Source organism: Dermacoccus sp. BD5, from assembly GCF_044878485.1.
Classification (GTDB): Bacteria; Actinomycetota; Actinomycetes; order Actinomycetales; family Dermatophilaceae; genus Dermacoccus; species Dermacoccus nishinomiyaensis.
Window position 1 is genome coordinate 1 of record NZ_JANJER010000019.1, and the last position, 14,335, is coordinate 14,335.

13 protein-coding genes are annotated in these 14,335 nt (G+C 69.1%); 6 read left to right on the forward strand and 7 right to left on the reverse strand.

The features are described 5' to 3' along the window. Positions 1-283: 283 nt before the first annotated feature. From NQ706_RS12070 to NQ706_RS12080, 3 genes are all read right to left on the reverse strand, one after another. Positions 284-1,165: a universal stress protein gene (locus tag NQ706_RS12070; protein ID WP_081873579.1), complete on the reverse strand. Its 882-nt coding sequence runs from the start codon at positions 1,163-1,165 to the stop codon at positions 284-286. A 193-nt stretch (positions 1,166-1,358) separates the two neighbouring features. Then, a complete protein-coding gene (gene clpB / locus NQ706_RS12075; RefSeq protein WP_038566921.1) occupies positions 1,359-4,019 on the reverse strand; it encodes an ATP-dependent chaperone ClpB in 2,661 nt (886 codons plus the stop codon). Between the two features lie 290 nt (positions 4,020-4,309). Then, positions 4,310-4,459: a hypothetical protein gene (locus tag NQ706_RS12080; protein WP_167539825.1), complete on the reverse strand. Its 150-nt coding sequence runs from the start codon at positions 4,457-4,459 to the stop codon at positions 4,310-4,312. Between the two features lie 59 nt (positions 4,460-4,518). On the opposite strand from NQ706_RS12080, the gene NQ706_RS12085 reads away from it, so the two are divergent. Further along, a complete protein-coding gene (locus tag NQ706_RS12085; RefSeq protein ID WP_038566919.1) occupies positions 4,519-6,357 on the forward strand; it encodes an ABC transporter ATP-binding protein in 1,839 nt (612 codons plus the stop codon). A 9-nt stretch (positions 6,358-6,366) separates the two neighbouring features. Here NQ706_RS12085 and NQ706_RS12090 read toward each other — a convergent pair whose 3' ends face one another. After that, positions 6,367-7,842 (reverse strand): neutral zinc metallopeptidase, encoded by a 1,476-nt coding sequence (locus tag NQ706_RS12090; RefSeq protein WP_081873578.1) that lies wholly within the window; start codon positions 7,840-7,842, stop codon positions 6,367-6,369. 197 nt (positions 7,843-8,039) lie between these two features. Between NQ706_RS12090 and NQ706_RS12095 the strand changes: the two genes are divergently transcribed. Beyond that, entirely contained in the window at positions 8,040-8,843 is an 804-nt protein-coding gene (locus NQ706_RS12095; RefSeq protein WP_038566917.1) for a hypothetical protein, read from the forward strand. 130 nt (positions 8,844-8,973) lie between these two features. Here NQ706_RS12095 and NQ706_RS12100 read toward each other — a convergent pair whose 3' ends face one another. Beyond that, positions 8,974-9,600: a DUF2382 domain-containing protein gene (locus NQ706_RS12100; RefSeq protein WP_038566914.1), complete on the reverse strand. Its 627-nt coding sequence runs from the start codon at positions 9,598-9,600 to the stop codon at positions 8,974-8,976. A gap of 326 nt (positions 9,601-9,926) precedes the next feature. Between NQ706_RS12100 and NQ706_RS12105 the strand changes: the two genes are divergently transcribed. Then, a complete protein-coding gene (locus NQ706_RS12105) occupies positions 9,927-10,394 on the forward strand; it encodes an SRPBCC domain-containing protein (RefSeq protein WP_038570291.1) in 468 nt (155 codons plus the stop codon). 229 nt (positions 10,395-10,623) lie between these two features. Here NQ706_RS12105 and NQ706_RS12110 read toward each other — a convergent pair whose 3' ends face one another. Continuing rightward, positions 10,624-10,905, reverse strand: coding sequence for a hypothetical protein (locus NQ706_RS12110; protein ID WP_038566912.1), 282 nt, complete (start codon positions 10,903-10,905; stop codon positions 10,624-10,626). A gap of 155 nt (positions 10,906-11,060) precedes the next feature. Here NQ706_RS12110 and NQ706_RS12115 point away from each other — a divergent pair, with 155 nt between their 5' ends. Continuing rightward, positions 11,061-11,324: a hypothetical protein gene (locus NQ706_RS12115; protein ID WP_038566910.1), complete on the forward strand. Its 264-nt coding sequence runs from the start codon at positions 11,061-11,063 to the stop codon at positions 11,322-11,324. A gap of 286 nt (positions 11,325-11,610) precedes the next feature. Further along, positions 11,611-12,450 (forward strand): SGNH/GDSL hydrolase family protein, encoded by an 840-nt coding sequence (locus NQ706_RS12120; protein ID WP_038566908.1) that lies wholly within the window; start codon positions 11,611-11,613, stop codon positions 12,448-12,450. Between the two features lie 19 nt (positions 12,451-12,469). On the opposite strand, the gene NQ706_RS12125 is transcribed toward NQ706_RS12120, so the two are convergent. Further along, positions 12,470-13,072, reverse strand: coding sequence for a TetR/AcrR family transcriptional regulator (locus NQ706_RS12125; RefSeq protein WP_038570289.1), 603 nt, complete (start codon positions 13,070-13,072; stop codon positions 12,470-12,472). 222 nt (positions 13,073-13,294) lie between these two features. Here NQ706_RS12125 and NQ706_RS12130 point away from each other — a divergent pair, with 222 nt between their 5' ends. Next, positions 13,295-14,308 (forward strand): zinc-binding dehydrogenase, encoded by a 1,014-nt coding sequence (locus tag NQ706_RS12130; RefSeq protein WP_038566900.1) that lies wholly within the window; start codon positions 13,295-13,297, stop codon positions 14,306-14,308. Positions 14,309-14,335: the final 27 nt, after the last annotated feature.

Here is a 14,335-nt window from a genome sequence, read left to right on the forward strand (position 1 = left end):
CTCGTGTCAGGGGCCGAGCGGGGGGGGGGGGGGGCCCCCGGGGGGGGCGCCCGGGGGGGGGTGGTGGGGGGGCGCGGCGCCCGCCGCGGGGGCGCCCGCGGGGGCCCCCCCCGGGGGGGGGCCGGGCGCGCCCGCCCCCCCCCCCCCCCCCCCCCCCGGGGGCGGGGCGCCCGCCCGCCGCGCCCCCCCCGCCCCCCCCCCCCCCCCCCCCCCCCCCCCCCCCCCCCCCCCGGCGCCCCCGCGAAGGGGACGCCGCGCTCAGTCATGTGCGCGAGGTGGCGGCTCAGGCGTCGCGTCGCGGGACGACGATCATCGGCACAGGCAGCGACGAGAGCATGCGCGTCGCGGCGGAGCCGAGGAAGGTGCGTCGGTTCTGCGCGAGCCGGGACGAGCCGACGCACAGCGCCGTGCGCTCGTCCCAGTCGATCTTCTTGACGGCCTGCTTGAGCGAGCGGCCCTGACCGACGACGGTCGTGACCTCCGCGCGGTCACCGACGCGCTTGGCTGCGTCGGCGAGCACGCGCTCGGCCTCGTCGAAGCCGTCGACGTGGAACTGCCTGTCCTGCTTGAGCGAGACGAGCGAGATGAGCTGCAGCGGCAGGCCGACGCGCTTGATCGCGTCTGCGGCCTCGATGGCGACCTGGTGCGCGCCGGGGCGCGGGCCGATGGCGGCGGACAGCGACGAGAGCGAGTCGAACTTCACCTTGCGGTAGTTGCGCGGCGCCATGGCGATCGGGACCGGGCTCGAGTGCAGCAGGCCGCCGACGATGGCGTTCGCTGCGACGGGCTGACCCGCGCCCGAACCGGCACCGATGACGATGGCCTGCGAACCAAGCTGCTCGGCTGCGGCGAGGATGCCCTGCGTGATCGACTCGCCGTAGACGACGTGCGTCTCGACCTCGATGCCCTCGCCGACCGACTTCGCGGCCGTCTTCAGCCAGCCGGCCGCCTCGCGTCCGACCTCCTGCTCGAAGGTGCGGTCGCCTGCGGTGACGGTGAAACCGTTCGTCTGCTGGAAGACGACGTACACGATGTCGAGCTTCGCCTCGAAGGTGCGCGCGAGCACGGCGCCGAGCTTGAGGGCGTCCTCCGAACGCTTGTCCCCACCCCAGGCCACGAGGTAGCGCGTGCCAGGAGTCGTCACTGCAGGTGTGTTCTCTGTCATACGTCAAATCTACCTGCCCCGACGCCGTGCCATCAGCGCCGCGATACGAATGTGACCGAGAATCGCAAGGGTGGACGAAAATCGCAGAAGGGGACGGGAATCGCAGAGGGGACGCGCGAAACGGGCCGGCACCGTGATCGGTGTCCGGCCCGTTTCAGTGTGCGGCACGCTGCTCGGGCAGCTGTCGCGACGATCAGCTCTCGACGCCCGCGTCGGGCTCGATCCTCTCCGACACGATGCGCAGACCCGTCACCGGAGGCTCGACGCCCTCCGGTGCCGTGACGCCCTCCGGCAGCTTCAGCGCCGCGCCACGTTCGACGTCGATCGTCACCTTCTCGCCGTCGAGCACCTCGCCCGCGAGGAGCGCACGAGCCAGACGGTCGCCGATCTCCTTCTGCACGAGGCGACGCAGCGGACGCGCACCGTACGCGGGGTCGTACCCCGTCTCGGCGAGCCACTCGCGGGCGGCCGGCGTCACCTCGAGGGTGATGCGGCGGTCCGCGAGCCGCTTGCTCAGCGACGCGACCTGCAGCTCGACGATGTGCGACAGCTCGTCCTGCGTCAGCGGGTCGAAGATGACGATCTCGTCGAGACGGTTGAGGAACTCGGGCTTGAACTGCGCGCGCACCGCACCCATGACGGCGTCACGCTTGGCGTCCGGCGCCATCGTCGGGTCGACGAGGAACTGGCTGCCCAGGTTCGACGTCATGACGAGGATGACGTTGCGGAAGTCGACCGTGCGGCCCTGCCCGTCCGTCAGACGCCCGTCGTCGAGCACCTGCAGGAGGATGTCGAACGTCTCCGGGTGCGCCTTCTCGACCTCGTCGAGCAGCACGACCGAGTACGGGCGACGGCGCACGGCTTCGGTCAGCTGACCGCCCTCTTCGTACCCGACGTAGCCGGGAGGCGAACCGATGAGGCGCGCGACGGCGTGACGCTCGGAGTACTCCGACATGTCGATGCGCACCATGGCGCGCTCGTCGTCGAAGAGGAAGTCGGCGAGCGACTTCGCGAGCTCCGTCTTGCCCACACCCGTCGGGCCGAGGAACAGGAACGAACCGGTCGGACGATTGGGGTCGGCGATGCCGGAGCGCGAACGGCGCACGGCGTCACTGACAGCCTGGACCGCGGCCTTCTGACCGATGAGGCGCTCGCCGAGGAAGTCCTCCATGCGCAGCAGCTTCTCGGTCTCGCCCTCGAGCAGACGCCCGGCGGGGATGCCGGTCCAGCTGGCGATGACCTCGGCGATGTCGTCGGCCGTCACCTCGTCGGAGACCATCGGCGCCTCGCCGCCGGCCTTCGAGGACGTCGCCTCGGCTGCCTGCGCCTCGTCGAGCTGCTTCTCAAGAGCCGGGATGTCGCCGTAGAGCAACTTCGAGGCGTTGCCGTAGTCACCTTCGCGCTGCAGCTTCTCGGCCTGCGTGCGCAGGTCGTCGATCTGGGCCTTGAGATCACCGACCTTGTTGAGGCTGGCCTTCTCGGCCTCCCAACGCGCCGTCAGCGCGGCGAGCTGCTCCTCGGTGTCGGCGCGGTCGGCCCGCAGCTTCGCGAGTCGGTCGCGCGAGGCCGGGTCGGTCTCGCTCTCGAGGTGCAGTTCTTCCATGTTCATGCGGTCGACGCTGCGGCGCAGCTGGTCGATCTCGACGGGGCTCGAGTCGATCTCCATGCGCAGACGCGACGCGGCCTCGTCGATGAGATCGATCGCCTTGTCGGGCAGCTGTCGGCTCGTGATGTAGCGGTCACTCAACGTCGCAGCGGCGACGAGCGCCTGGTCGGCGATGGCGACCTTGTGGTGCGCCTCGTAGCGCTCCTTGAGGCCGCGCAAGATCGCGATCGTGTCCTCGACGCTCGGCTCACCGACGAACACCTGCTGGAAACGACGCTCGAGCGCCGGGTCCTTCTCGATGTTCTCGCGGTACTCATCGAGCGTCGTCGCACCGACGAGACGCAGCTCGCCGCGCGCGAGCATCGGCTTGAGCATGTTGCCGGCGTCCATCGACGAGTCGCCGCCGGCACCCGCGCCGACGACGGTGTGGATCTCGTCGATGAACGTGACGATCTCCCCGTCGGAGTTCTTGATCTCCTCGAGGACGGCCTTGAGGCGCTCCTCGAACTCGCCGCGGTACTTCGCACCGGCGACCATCGCACCGAGGTCGAGGGAGATGAGGCGCTTGTCGCGCAGGCTCTCCGGCACGTCCCCGGCGACGATGCGCTGCGCGAGACCCTCGACGACGGCCGTCTTGCCGACGCCGGGCTCACCGATGAGAACGGGGTTGTTCTTCGTGCGGCGGCTCAGCACCTGCACGACGCGACGGATCTCGCTGTCGCGGCCGATGACGGGGTCGAGCTTGCCCTCACGGGCGAGGGCCGTCAGGTCGGTGCCGAACTTCTCCAGCGCCTCGAACGTGCCCTCGGGCTCGGCGGAGGTGACCTTGCGGCCACCGCGCGTCGCGGGGATCGCCTGCTCGATCGCCTCCGCGTTCAGCGTGGAGAACTTGCCCGTGCGAGCGAGCGCGAGCAGCAGGTGGTCGGTCGAGGTGAACGCATCCCCCATGGCGCTCATGTCGCTGCGCGCCTTCTCTAGCACGTTGAGCAGCTCACGGCTCATGCCGGGCTGGCCCACGCTTGCACCCGAGCTGCTAGGGAATGTGCGCAGGTCGGCCTCGGCCTGCGCGATGACGGCCTGCGGAGTGGTGCCCGTCGCCTCGAGCAGCGGCCCCGTGGTCGTGTCGGTCTGTTCCGCGAGCGCCTTGAGCAGGTGCGCGGGCTCGATCGAGGGGTTGCCGGCCGACTGCGCGGCCGTCACGGCGGCCGAGAGGGCCTCCTGCGCCTTCGTTGTCAGTTGAAGATCCACTGATGACTCCTTGTCGTTGAACGTCTACTTGCTGCAATGCACGACGTTCGCTGACGGCCCGGTGGCTCGACAGCGACCTCACCTTCAGTATGGCTGGTCGCGCATCTTCCTGTCAGGTACAACCGCAACAAAGTTGCGCGTATTCCACTCAACTTCGCGGTGCACACACGAAGCGCATGAGTTTGTCCACACGGACGGCCCCTCGTTCGATGACGGCGACCTCGAGTGCACAACTGAGTGTGCTCAAAAAACGTTTCATCGCCCGGGGGATCCACATGACCACACCCATCTCACGGCACGACGCTGCCGTACCAGGTCAAGTCGCCCGACGCATCGAACACGTGTTGACGACACCGCTGCGACGCCGAACGCACCGGCCGCTCCGACACCGCGGGCTGCACCTTCTTTCTCCGGGCGGCCCGCGTCGTCGTGTCGGCCACCGGACACCGCGTCGCCGCGAGATTTCGGGGTTGTCGGCGCCGGGTGGCACGCTTCATCCGTGCGAAGCATCGGCAAGATCCTGTCCTCCACCCGCGCTCTGTGGCCGTCGTATCTGGCGATCGTCGTCAGCTCGGTTCTCATCACGGCGACGTCGCTCGTCATGCCGTTCATCATCTCGGGTGCGACGGACGAGGTGGTCTCCGTCGTCAAGACGGGCGCGAACCCGTCGGGGCACGTCGCGACCATCATGTGGTTCGCGGTGGCCCTGCTCGTGGCCGACCTCGCGAACACGGCGATCAGCAACATCGGCGGGTACATCGGCGACGTGACGGCGGTGCGGCTGCGCCGCATCCTGTCGACGCGCTACTTCGAGAAGCTGCTGACGCTGCCGCAGAGCTACTTCGACCGTGAGCTGACGGGCAGAATCATCAACCGCCTCTCGCGGAACATCTCGGAGACGACACAGTTCCTCAACTCGTTCGCGAACAACTTCCTGCCGATGCTGCTGACGACGTTCGCGGTGCTCGTCATCTCCGCGATCTACTCGTGGCCGCTCGCGTTGCTGCTGCTCATCGTCTTCCCCGTCTTCATGTACTTGACGACGCTGACGAGCAAGAAGTGGCAGGTGCTCGAGGGCGAGAAGAACAGCCAGTTCGACATCGCCGGCGGACGTTTTGCCGAGGTCGTCGGGCAGATCCGCGTCGTCAAGAGCTTCGGTCAGGAGCGCCGCGAGCTCACGTCGTTCGACGAGCGGTACGCGAGCACCGTCGCGACGACTCGCGAACAGTCGCGCTACTGGCACCTCATGGACGGCGCGCGACGCGGCGCCCTCAACGTCATCTTCTTCGGCGTCTACTCGATCATCTTCGTGCAGACCGTCGAGGGACACTTCTCCATCGGTGACATGGTGCTGCTCATCCAACTCGTCAACATGGCGCGTCAGCCCGTCATGATGATGAGCTACCTCATTGACTCGGGCCAGCGGGCCGTCGCCGGCAGCCGCGACTACTTCCGTGTCCTCGACGAACGACCAGAGCGGGAGGGCCTCGACCTGCTCGGCGCCGCCGACACCGCGCCGGGTGCGACGATCGACGCCGCGCGGGCGCGCGCCGCCGCATGCACCGGGTCCGTCATCGAGTTCGATCACGCCTCGTTCGGCTATGACGCCGACCGGGACGTGCTGAAGGACATCACGCTGGCCGTCGAACGGGGTGAACGTGTCGCGTTCGTCGGCGAGTCCGGCGGCGGCAAGACGACGCTCATCAGCCTCCTGCTCGGGCTGTACACGGTGCATGACGGGCACCTGCGAGTCTTCGGCCGCGACACCGCCGAGACGCCGCTCGACGAGCTGCGCAGCGACTTCGGCGTCGTGTTCCAGGACGCGTCGCTGTTCAGCGGCACGATTCGCGAGAACATCGCCTACGCCCACCCCGAGGCCACCCACGAGGAGATCCGGGCCGCGGCCGAACGCGCCAACGCCGACGTGTTCATCCGTCAGTTCCCCGACGGCTACGACACGACGATCGGCGAACGCGGCCTCAAGCTGTCCGGCGGCCAGAAGCAGCGCATCGCCGTGGCGCGGGCGATGCTCAAGGACGCGCCGATCCTCATCCTCGACGAGGCGACGAGCGCGCTCGACACCAAGTCGGAGCGGCTCGTGCAGGCCGGCCTCGACGAGCTCATGGAGGGCCGCACGTCCCTCATCATCGCCCACCGCCTGTCAACGATCGGCGCCGTCGACCGCATCGTCACCCTGCGCGACGGACGCATCGACGAGGTCGGTCCGCCCGCTGAGCTCGCCACGTCCGGCGGCATCTACGCCGAGTTGCTCGCCCTGCAGGCGTCGGGGTCGAAGCGCGACAAGAAGCGCCTCAAGGCCTACGACATCGCCGGGTGAGCGCTGCCGTCAGGACACCTTGGCGCCGGCGCAGTCCTTCGGCCCGTCGAGCGCACCCTTGCGGTAGGCACGGATGAGGTCGAAACCGTCGGAGCCACCGACCATGAGCAGTGCCTGGATGGCTTCGTCGAGGTCGCCGGGCGACATCGTGAACGAGCTGGTCTGCGGCCGGTTGTGCAGGATGACGTCGGCGGAGTAGGCACCCGCGTAGCAGACGCCGCGATCGGCGGCGTCGTCGCCGAGCGGCTTGCCCGAGCGGCTCAGGGCCGCCTTGCCGTACTGCGCGGCCAGGAGCACGATTGGGCCGAAGTCGCCTGTCTCCCGGTAGATCTCACGCGTGACGTCGTCGTTCCACCCGATCGAGTCATCGCTCGGGCAGTAGTACGCGACGGCGTCCGTCACCGTCTCGTCGCCGCACGTGGCCGGCTTCCTCGTCACGAACGGCGTCAGCTTGCCCATCGGCTTCCACTGCTGGCCGTTCGTCACCTGGGGGTAGGTGTGCTCCCAGTAGTCGTCGAGGTCGTAGGCGCCGCTCTGCATCGCCGACTCGTACGGGAGGTTCCCGCCGCTCGCAGCGTCCGTGTAGCTCGTGAACGGCAGCTCGGTGACGACGGGCTCCTCGCTCGTGTAGGCCTTGCACGCCTTCAGGCCGTCGTCGTAGCCCGTCTGGAAGGAGTTGACGCGGTCGAAGCCGTTGCCGTGCGCTTCTTGGGAGCGCGGGTCCTCACCCACCGGGTCCTTCACCGCGAGGATCGCGGCGGCGGCCTGCGTCGGCGTCTCCGACGAGGCGGCGACGACCTTGTCGTCGATCGCATGATGGAGCCAGGCGCCGGCGAAGCAGTCGGCCTGCAGCTCCTGCACGACGGGTTTGCCGCGGTAGCCGAAACGGTGCTGCACCGCGTGCCCGAACTCGTGCGCCATGATGACCTGTGGCGCGATGTCGCCGTAGGCGCTGCGCATGTCGGTGAGCAGGCCCGTCGAATCCCAGGCGATCGCCCCGTCCTCGTAGCAGTAGTAGGCGTTTCCGGTGACGTCACCGCAGACCGACGGTGAACGGCGTCCCGCCTTGGTGTCGACGGAGTAGTAGGCCTTGATGGGTGTGAACGCCGAGCCGTAGACCGCTGGCAGCTGCCGACCCCAGTAGCGTTCGAGGTCCGCGACGGCGGCCGTCGCGAGCTTCGCGGCGTCGCTGCGCCGGTCGCCTCGCACGACGACCTTCGACACGTCGATGGGCTGGCTCGAGGTGGACGCCTGCGATCCGGGGGTGCTCGCGGAGGGCGACGACGCGGCGCCGGTGTGTCCCGAGGTGGGCGCCGAAGAGCCACCGGTCGTGGCGCTCGTGCACCCCGTCACGGCAAGCGCGGCCGCGACGGTGACGACCGCGCCCCGCATGATGCGGCCACGCGCGGCTGCGCTTCGCCGTGACGCCGCGTCGGCGCCCGGCAGATCGGCGCGTTTGGTCGCGCGTCGTGACGTCATCCCCATGGAGCCATCCTCCTGTGTCCGGCGCGCCTGTCGCGCGGGTCGGCAGCCACCTGATGGCCGGCCGGTGCGTCGAGGTTAGCGCGGGGCGGAGAGCCTGCGCGACGGGATCGGATGCGCGTGTGTAGGGTACTCACCAGCGCCGCCTCGCCCCTGAGCGGCCTCAGAGAACACTCTGGACGGCCGGTCAATATCCTCTGATGACCGTTTCCCGCCGCACCGTCGTCCAAGGCACCGCGTGGAGCATCCCCGCCGTCACGATCGCCGCGGCGAGCCCGTCCGTCGCAGCCTCGAACACCGCATGCAGCCCTGAGAGCAGGGCGACCATCGATCTCGCCTTCGCCGACCCGCTGACGAAGCAGGGCCCGCTGACGGTCAACTTCTACCAGTCGGTCCTGAGTGCCATTGGGTTCGTGGGCGAGTCCTGGCTCAACCTGCGCAACGACAGCGACGTCCCCCTGCGCTTCACGGCCGACCACCCCCTGACGCTGCGCGTCGACGTCGTCGGGCTCACCGGACCCAAGGACACCGAGCGGGCGGGGACCTGGCCGTCCACCTCGTGGGGCACCATCACGCGCGGTGGCTTCGACGAGACGACGGGAACCCGCACCTACACCTGGACGTTCGTCGGCACTGTCCCCGCTTGTGGCAAGGGCGACAACGAGGCGGACTTCTGGTTCAACTGGCAGGACGGCTTCACGCTCAGGGGCTGCATCACGAACGAGATCCGCGTCACCCCGTTGATGACCAACACGCCCCTGCCGCCCACCCTCGAGCCCATCGCCCTCACGTCCGGGCAGGGCGCTGCGTGCCAGAGCTACTACGACGCCAAGGTCGCGGAGTACAACCGAGTGGCCCGCACCATTGCCCCATACGCGGACGGTTCCAAGAACAGCGGCAGCTCCGATCGTCATGGCGACCAGAGCGTCGCGCTCGGGCAGACGGTCGCCTCCAGCGTCATCGGCGACATCCGCCCCGCGGGTGCCGTCGACGGTATCTACTGACGGCTCCGCTCGGCCGGAAAGTCAGAGGGCGGTACCCGATCGGGTACCGCCCTCTGACGTTGCACTGGGCGCCCACGGAGGCGCTGCTCAGCAGCTTGTCCGTCACGTCATTGCGTGCGGGGGAAGGTCGTCACGCGCGCGCCGAACCGCCCTCACCACGCGGGTCGCGCACGTCGTCGACCTCGTCGACTTCGACGACCTCGCGCTGCACCGGCTCGGTGACGGTGACGTTCTCCTTCGTCGCACTGATGCCGAGGTGCAGCCGTTCGACGGCGTAGACCCGCGTCGAGAGCACGGGGCGCTCCTCGTGCAGCACGATGACGCCGTCCTCGTCGCGCCGGTCGGCGTCACGCGTGTGCGTGCCCTCGCCGGCTTCGACGTCGTACACCTCGCCCTCGGCATGCGTGTGCTCGCCCAGCGCCGAACCGCCGTCGAGGTTCTCGATGCGCGGCTGCCACGTCGAGGCGGGGACGTCGACGGCTTCCTCGCTGCCGTCGTCGTACACGCGCACGACATCGACGACCTCGCGGCGCACGGGGACGGTGATCGTCACCTCCTCGACGACGACACGCTTGCGCACCTCGACGCGCCCGGCCTCGGCGCGCTCGACACCCGCGACGAGACGCTCCTCGTGCAGGACGACGCCCGCTTCGTCGGCGCCCACGCCATCGCGACGCGTTCCGGCAGCCTGCTGATGTGTGTCCTGCTCGTAGGCCTCGGCGTCGAAGGGACGCTCGTCAGGGCGGTTCTTCGTCATCTGCAGACTCCTTCGTGGGGTGAGCGCGGCACCCCGCTGCGCCCGTGATCGGTTGGGGGCCATGGCGGCCCCGTTCGACGATCACGCTACCCGAGCGCCCGTCACGGCGCGATGCTCTCTCGGGGTGAGCCAGGCGCTCACCGGGAGGGCGCGGCTGCCGTCCAGGTGCACGCGCCACGTGCGTGATTCGACGACGGCGCCCGATGGCCGTCAGCCTGCCGCCGCCCCTTCGCCGCGAGCGCGCCCGCCCACACGCGTCGCCCGCATCGACGCCGAAACGCCCTGAACGCCTTGCGAAGACGCGCGCCGTGAGCCAAGGTGAAGACATGACTGACGAGAAGAAGATCATCGTGACCCGCACCATCGAGGCCCCGGCGCAGGACGTCTTCAACGTCCTCACCAACCCGGCCGAGCACGTCAAGCTCGACGGCTCGGGCTTCATCCGCAGCGTCGACCACGGCGACCGCATCCAGAAGGTCGGCCAGGTGTTCACCATGAACATGGTCGGCGAGCACATGGGCGGCGAATACCAGACCGACAACCACGTCACCGGCTACGCCGATGACAAGCTCGTCGCGTGGCAGACGGCGCCCGCCGGCACCGAGCCCAAGGGCTGGGAGTGGATGTACGAGCTCGAGGCCCACGGCCCGAAGGAGACCGCCGTCACCCTGACGTACGACTGGAGCAAGGTCACCGACAAGGAACTGCTCAAGAAGGTGCACTTCCCCCTCGTCGAGAAGCACGCCCTCGAGGAGTCGCTCGCGAAGCTCGAAGAGCGCGCCACGTCGAACTGACGCCCGTTCATCGGTGAGGCCCCATTCCCGCGCGGGAATGGGGCCTCACCGATGCTGGGAGCAACTAGTCCGATGTGCCGTCGACGGCGGCAACGCGTCGGTGAGGTCGCGCAGTCGCCACCCGGCGCGTCTCTTGGCCCGTCAGCACGCCCGACGGCGTCTAGCTCAGCGCGTCAGCACGACCGGCGGCGCGGCGTGCGTCGCGTCAGCTCTTCCGACGCCTCGCCGCTCAGTGCGTCGGCAGCTGCGCGGGGTTGGGGTCGAGCCAGCCGTCATGCTCCTTGGCGAGCGCGTCGAAACGCTCGGTGAGGGCCTGCGCGACGGCCGAGGCAGGATCGTCGACAGTGTCCTGCTTGACGTAGACGCCCCACTCGTGATCCTCGTCGTCCTCCTCACCTGCCAGCGCCTCACGCACGACGCGCACGTCGGTGAAGTCACCCGATTCGAGCAGGTCGTCCGCGATCTCCTCGGCGACGTCACGCTCGGGAAACAACATGAGGTACTCGGTCATGGGCACTACTGTGCCAAGGAAACCTGGGGATTGTCATCGTCGCCGCGCCCACGCGAGGCGGTAGATTGGCGACTCGAGTGGGGCGGCTCGAGTCAGATGACTCCAGTCGAGCGGCTCGAGTCAAGCGCGTGGATCGCCGAATGTGAGGAATCGTCATGGTGTGGGCCCTCGTCGTCGCCGTCGTCCTGCTCCTGCTCATCGGGTGGAGCAACCTGACGCTGCAGAAGCAGGTGCGTCACCTGCAGGAGGAGATCACCGATCTGCGTGCGGGCCAGGATCTGTCCGAGCGCGTCAGCTACCTCGTGCACAAGGGCCGCGCGATCGAGGCCATCGCGATATATCGCAGCGCGACGGGCCTCGGCCTGCTCGAGAGCAAGAACGCCGTCGAGGTCATCGCCAAGAACAACCCCCAGCTCTGACGTGCCGTTGGCGCCCCTGCCGCCGGCGTCAGAGCGCGTCAAGCCGCGTCCGGTCATTCTTCTCGTGGCCCGCTCCTCACCTGCGATCTACGTCCACAGTCGCGATTCTTGGTCATATCGACGAATGTGGACGGAAATCGCAGATGGGGACAGGAATCGCAGATGGTCACGGCGTCTCGTCGATAGCTGCTCGTCCACCTGAGTTCACCCAGGCTTCATGCCCCGGATCACCCACGGCCAGCCGGACGCCGACATCGGGCCACGCGGACGACCTACTGTCAGCCCGATGAAGGGACGTTACGTAGCGGTCGGAGACTCGTTCACCGAGGGCGTCGGTGACGCGAACCTCATGTACCCCAACGGCGTGCGCGGGTGGGCCGATCGTATGGCCCGCCAGATGGGGCGCGCGGACGCGACGTGGGAGTACGCGAACTTCGCCATCCGCAGCAAGCGTCTCGACGAGATCGTCGACGAGCAGTTCGACGCCGCCCTCGCGCTCGAACCGACGCTCATCTCGTTCTACGCCGGCGGCAACGACATCCTCGCCGTCCGCTCCGACATGCCCGCCATCATGGAGCGTTACGAGGCCGCGCTGCAGCGCCTCGTCGGATCGGGCGCGCAGGTGCTGCTGTTCACGACGTTCGACGTGAAGATCTCGACGGCGCTCGAGCCGCTGCGGCGGCGCATCGTCTTCTACAACGATGCCGTGCGCGAACTGGCCCGCCAGTACGGCTGCCTGCTCGTCGATCACACCCAGTTTCGCGAGTTCGACGACCCGCGCATGTGGGCGTTCGACCGCATCCACATGAGCCGGCTCGGGCACAAGCACCTCGCCGCCTACGTGCTCGCCGAACTCGGCATCCCCCACACGCTCAAACTGCCGGAGCTGCCTCCGTTCGAGGCGCCGCACTGGCGCGAGAGCATCCGCACCGAGAGCCGATGGCTCGCCACCGAGGTGATCCCCCTCTTCCGGCGCCGCATCAACGGCGTCCGTGAAGGCGATACGCTCCCCCCGAAGTGGCCCGAACCGATCCGCCCCGCGGACGGCATGAAGCGACTGGCCCGTGCGCGCGCGGGCGACGCCGTCGAGGTCAGGGCACGCGCAGGTGAACGCCACGCCGGCTGAGCGCCCGCGACACGGGCGATCAGACGCCCGCGCCGCGCACCGCGACGTCGACGAGATCCTCGAGGCGGCGCGCCACGGATTCGACCTCGGCGCGTCCGGTACGCGTGCGGTTCAGCTCGAGCACCCCACCGGAGACGATGAGGCCCGCGGCGACGACGCTGCGCTCCGCGTCACCCCCCGCTGCGACGAGCAGCGCCGCGATGGCGTCCTCGAGACCGGCGACCAGCGCGACGACCTTCTCGCGATACGGTCCGGGCGCACCGAACAGCACCTCCCGTCCGACGACCATCGCGTTCTCGGGGTAGTCACGGGCCTGCTGCGCGAACGGTTCGAGCAGACGCAGGACGTGCTCGCGCACCCCACCGTCACCGGCGTCGTCGGGCAGGTGATCGTCGACGAGATCACGCCACTCGTGTTCGACGACCATCATGAGCAGTTCCGCCTTCGTCGGGGCGTACTGGAACACGGTGCCGGCGGCGACGTTGGCGCGCTTGGCCACCTCGGCCGTCGTCATGCGCTCGTACCCCACCTCACCGAGCAGGCTCTCGGCAGCCGCGAGGATGCGGGCCTGCTTGTCAGCCTTGTTGCGCGCGCGACGACCCTGCTGGTCCGAGCCGCTCACGACGGGACGTCGGCAGGTCACGACCGTGGCGTCAGGCGTACCCGGCGGGGGGCCGGCCTCGTCGGGGCCGTCGAGGCCATCGAATCGGTCGACGGTGTCGCGGACGCGGCCGTGGCGCTGAGGGGAAGCGTCATGGATCGAAACCTTACCCGGGCCGAAAGGCCCTGGTGGCACCGCAAAAAATGAGTACAGTCAAAAATATCCGGAAACGAAGGAGACACCATGGACACCATGAAGGCCGCACGCCTCGACGTCACGCACCACACCCTGAACGTCGAGGAGGTACCCGTCCCGACGCCAGGGCCGGGCCAAGCCGTCATCGAGGTGAAGGCGGCGGGCGTCTGCCTGTCGGACGTGCACCTGCTCGAAGGGCTCATCGCGCCGCAGTTCCTCGACAGCGAGAAGGTGACGCTCGGTCATGAGGTCGCGGGCGTCGTCACCGCCCTCGGTGACGGCGTGCCGACACTGCCCGGCATCGAGGTGGGCAGCCGCGTCCTGCTGCAGGCCGGCCACCGCCTCCCGAACGGCCGCATCCTGACGCGCGGCGTCGACTACGACGGCGGGTACGCCGAATACGCCCTCGCGCAGGCCGAGACGCTCGTCCCGATCCCCGACGATCTCCCGTTCGAGCAGGCCGCCATCATCCCCGACGCCGTCTCGACGCCGTGGGCAGCCATCCAGACGAGCGGGCGCGTGCGCGCCGGCGAGGCCGTCGGCGTCTGGGGCCTCGGCGGGCTGGGCATTCACGCCGTGCAGTTGCTGCGTCTCATCGGCGCCTCCCCCATCGTCGCGATCGACCCGCTCGAGGCCGCGCGCGAACGGGCGCTCGCCGTCGGCGCCGACGTGGCGTGCGCCCCTGAAGACGCGGAGGACGCCATCCGTCAGCTCTCGCCCCGCGGTCTCGACGTCGCGTTCGACTTCGCGGGCGTGGCCCCCGTGCGGGCCCAGGCGATGGCCTCCCTCGCGCCGCAGGGACGTCTCGTCATCGTCGGCCTCGCCGGGCGGCCCATCGAGATTCCGTCCGACACCGCATTCGCCTACAAGCAGCTGACGCTGCGCGGCCACTACGGCAGCGAGGGAACGGACGTCCACCAGCTCGTCGCGTTGACCCGCACGAAGCGGCTCGACCTGTCGGCGTCGATCAGTGGGGTCTTCCCGCTCGAGGAAGCGCCCGAAGTGCTCGAGCGGCTCGCGCGCAAGGACGGCAACCCGATCCGTTTCATCCTGCATCCCTGACGGCGCACGCAGCCGTCCCCTCACCCA

Excerpts from the sequence above, each read along its gene's own strand:
- NQ706_RS12070 (WP_081873579.1), bottom strand. The coding sequence starts at position 1,165 with ATGACAGAGAACACACCTGCAGTGACGACTCCTGGCACGCGCTACCTC.
- NQ706_RS12090 (WP_081873578.1), bottom strand. The coding sequence starts at position 7,842 with ATGGGGATGACGTCACGACGCGCGACCAAACGCGCCGATCTGCCGGGC.
- NQ706_RS12095 (WP_038566917.1), top strand. The coding sequence starts at position 8,040 with ATGACCGTTTCCCGCCGCACCGTCGTCCAAGGCACCGCGTGGAGCATC.
- NQ706_RS12100 (WP_038566914.1), bottom strand. The coding sequence starts at position 9,600 with ATGACGAAGAACCGCCCTGACGAGCGTCCCTTCGACGCCGAGGCCTAC.
- NQ706_RS12105 (WP_038570291.1), top strand. The coding sequence starts at position 9,927 with ATGACTGACGAGAAGAAGATCATCGTGACCCGCACCATCGAGGCCCCG.
- NQ706_RS12110 (WP_038566912.1), bottom strand. The coding sequence starts at position 10,905 with ATGACCGAGTACCTCATGTTGTTTCCCGAGCGTGACGTCGCCGAGGAG.
- NQ706_RS12115 (WP_038566910.1), top strand. The coding sequence starts at position 11,061 with ATGGTGTGGGCCCTCGTCGTCGCCGTCGTCCTGCTCCTGCTCATCGGG.
- NQ706_RS12120 (WP_038566908.1), top strand. The coding sequence starts at position 11,611 with ATGAAGGGACGTTACGTAGCGGTCGGAGACTCGTTCACCGAGGGCGTC.
- NQ706_RS12130 (WP_038566900.1), top strand. The coding sequence starts at position 13,295 with ATGGACACCATGAAGGCCGCACGCCTCGACGTCACGCACCACACCCTG.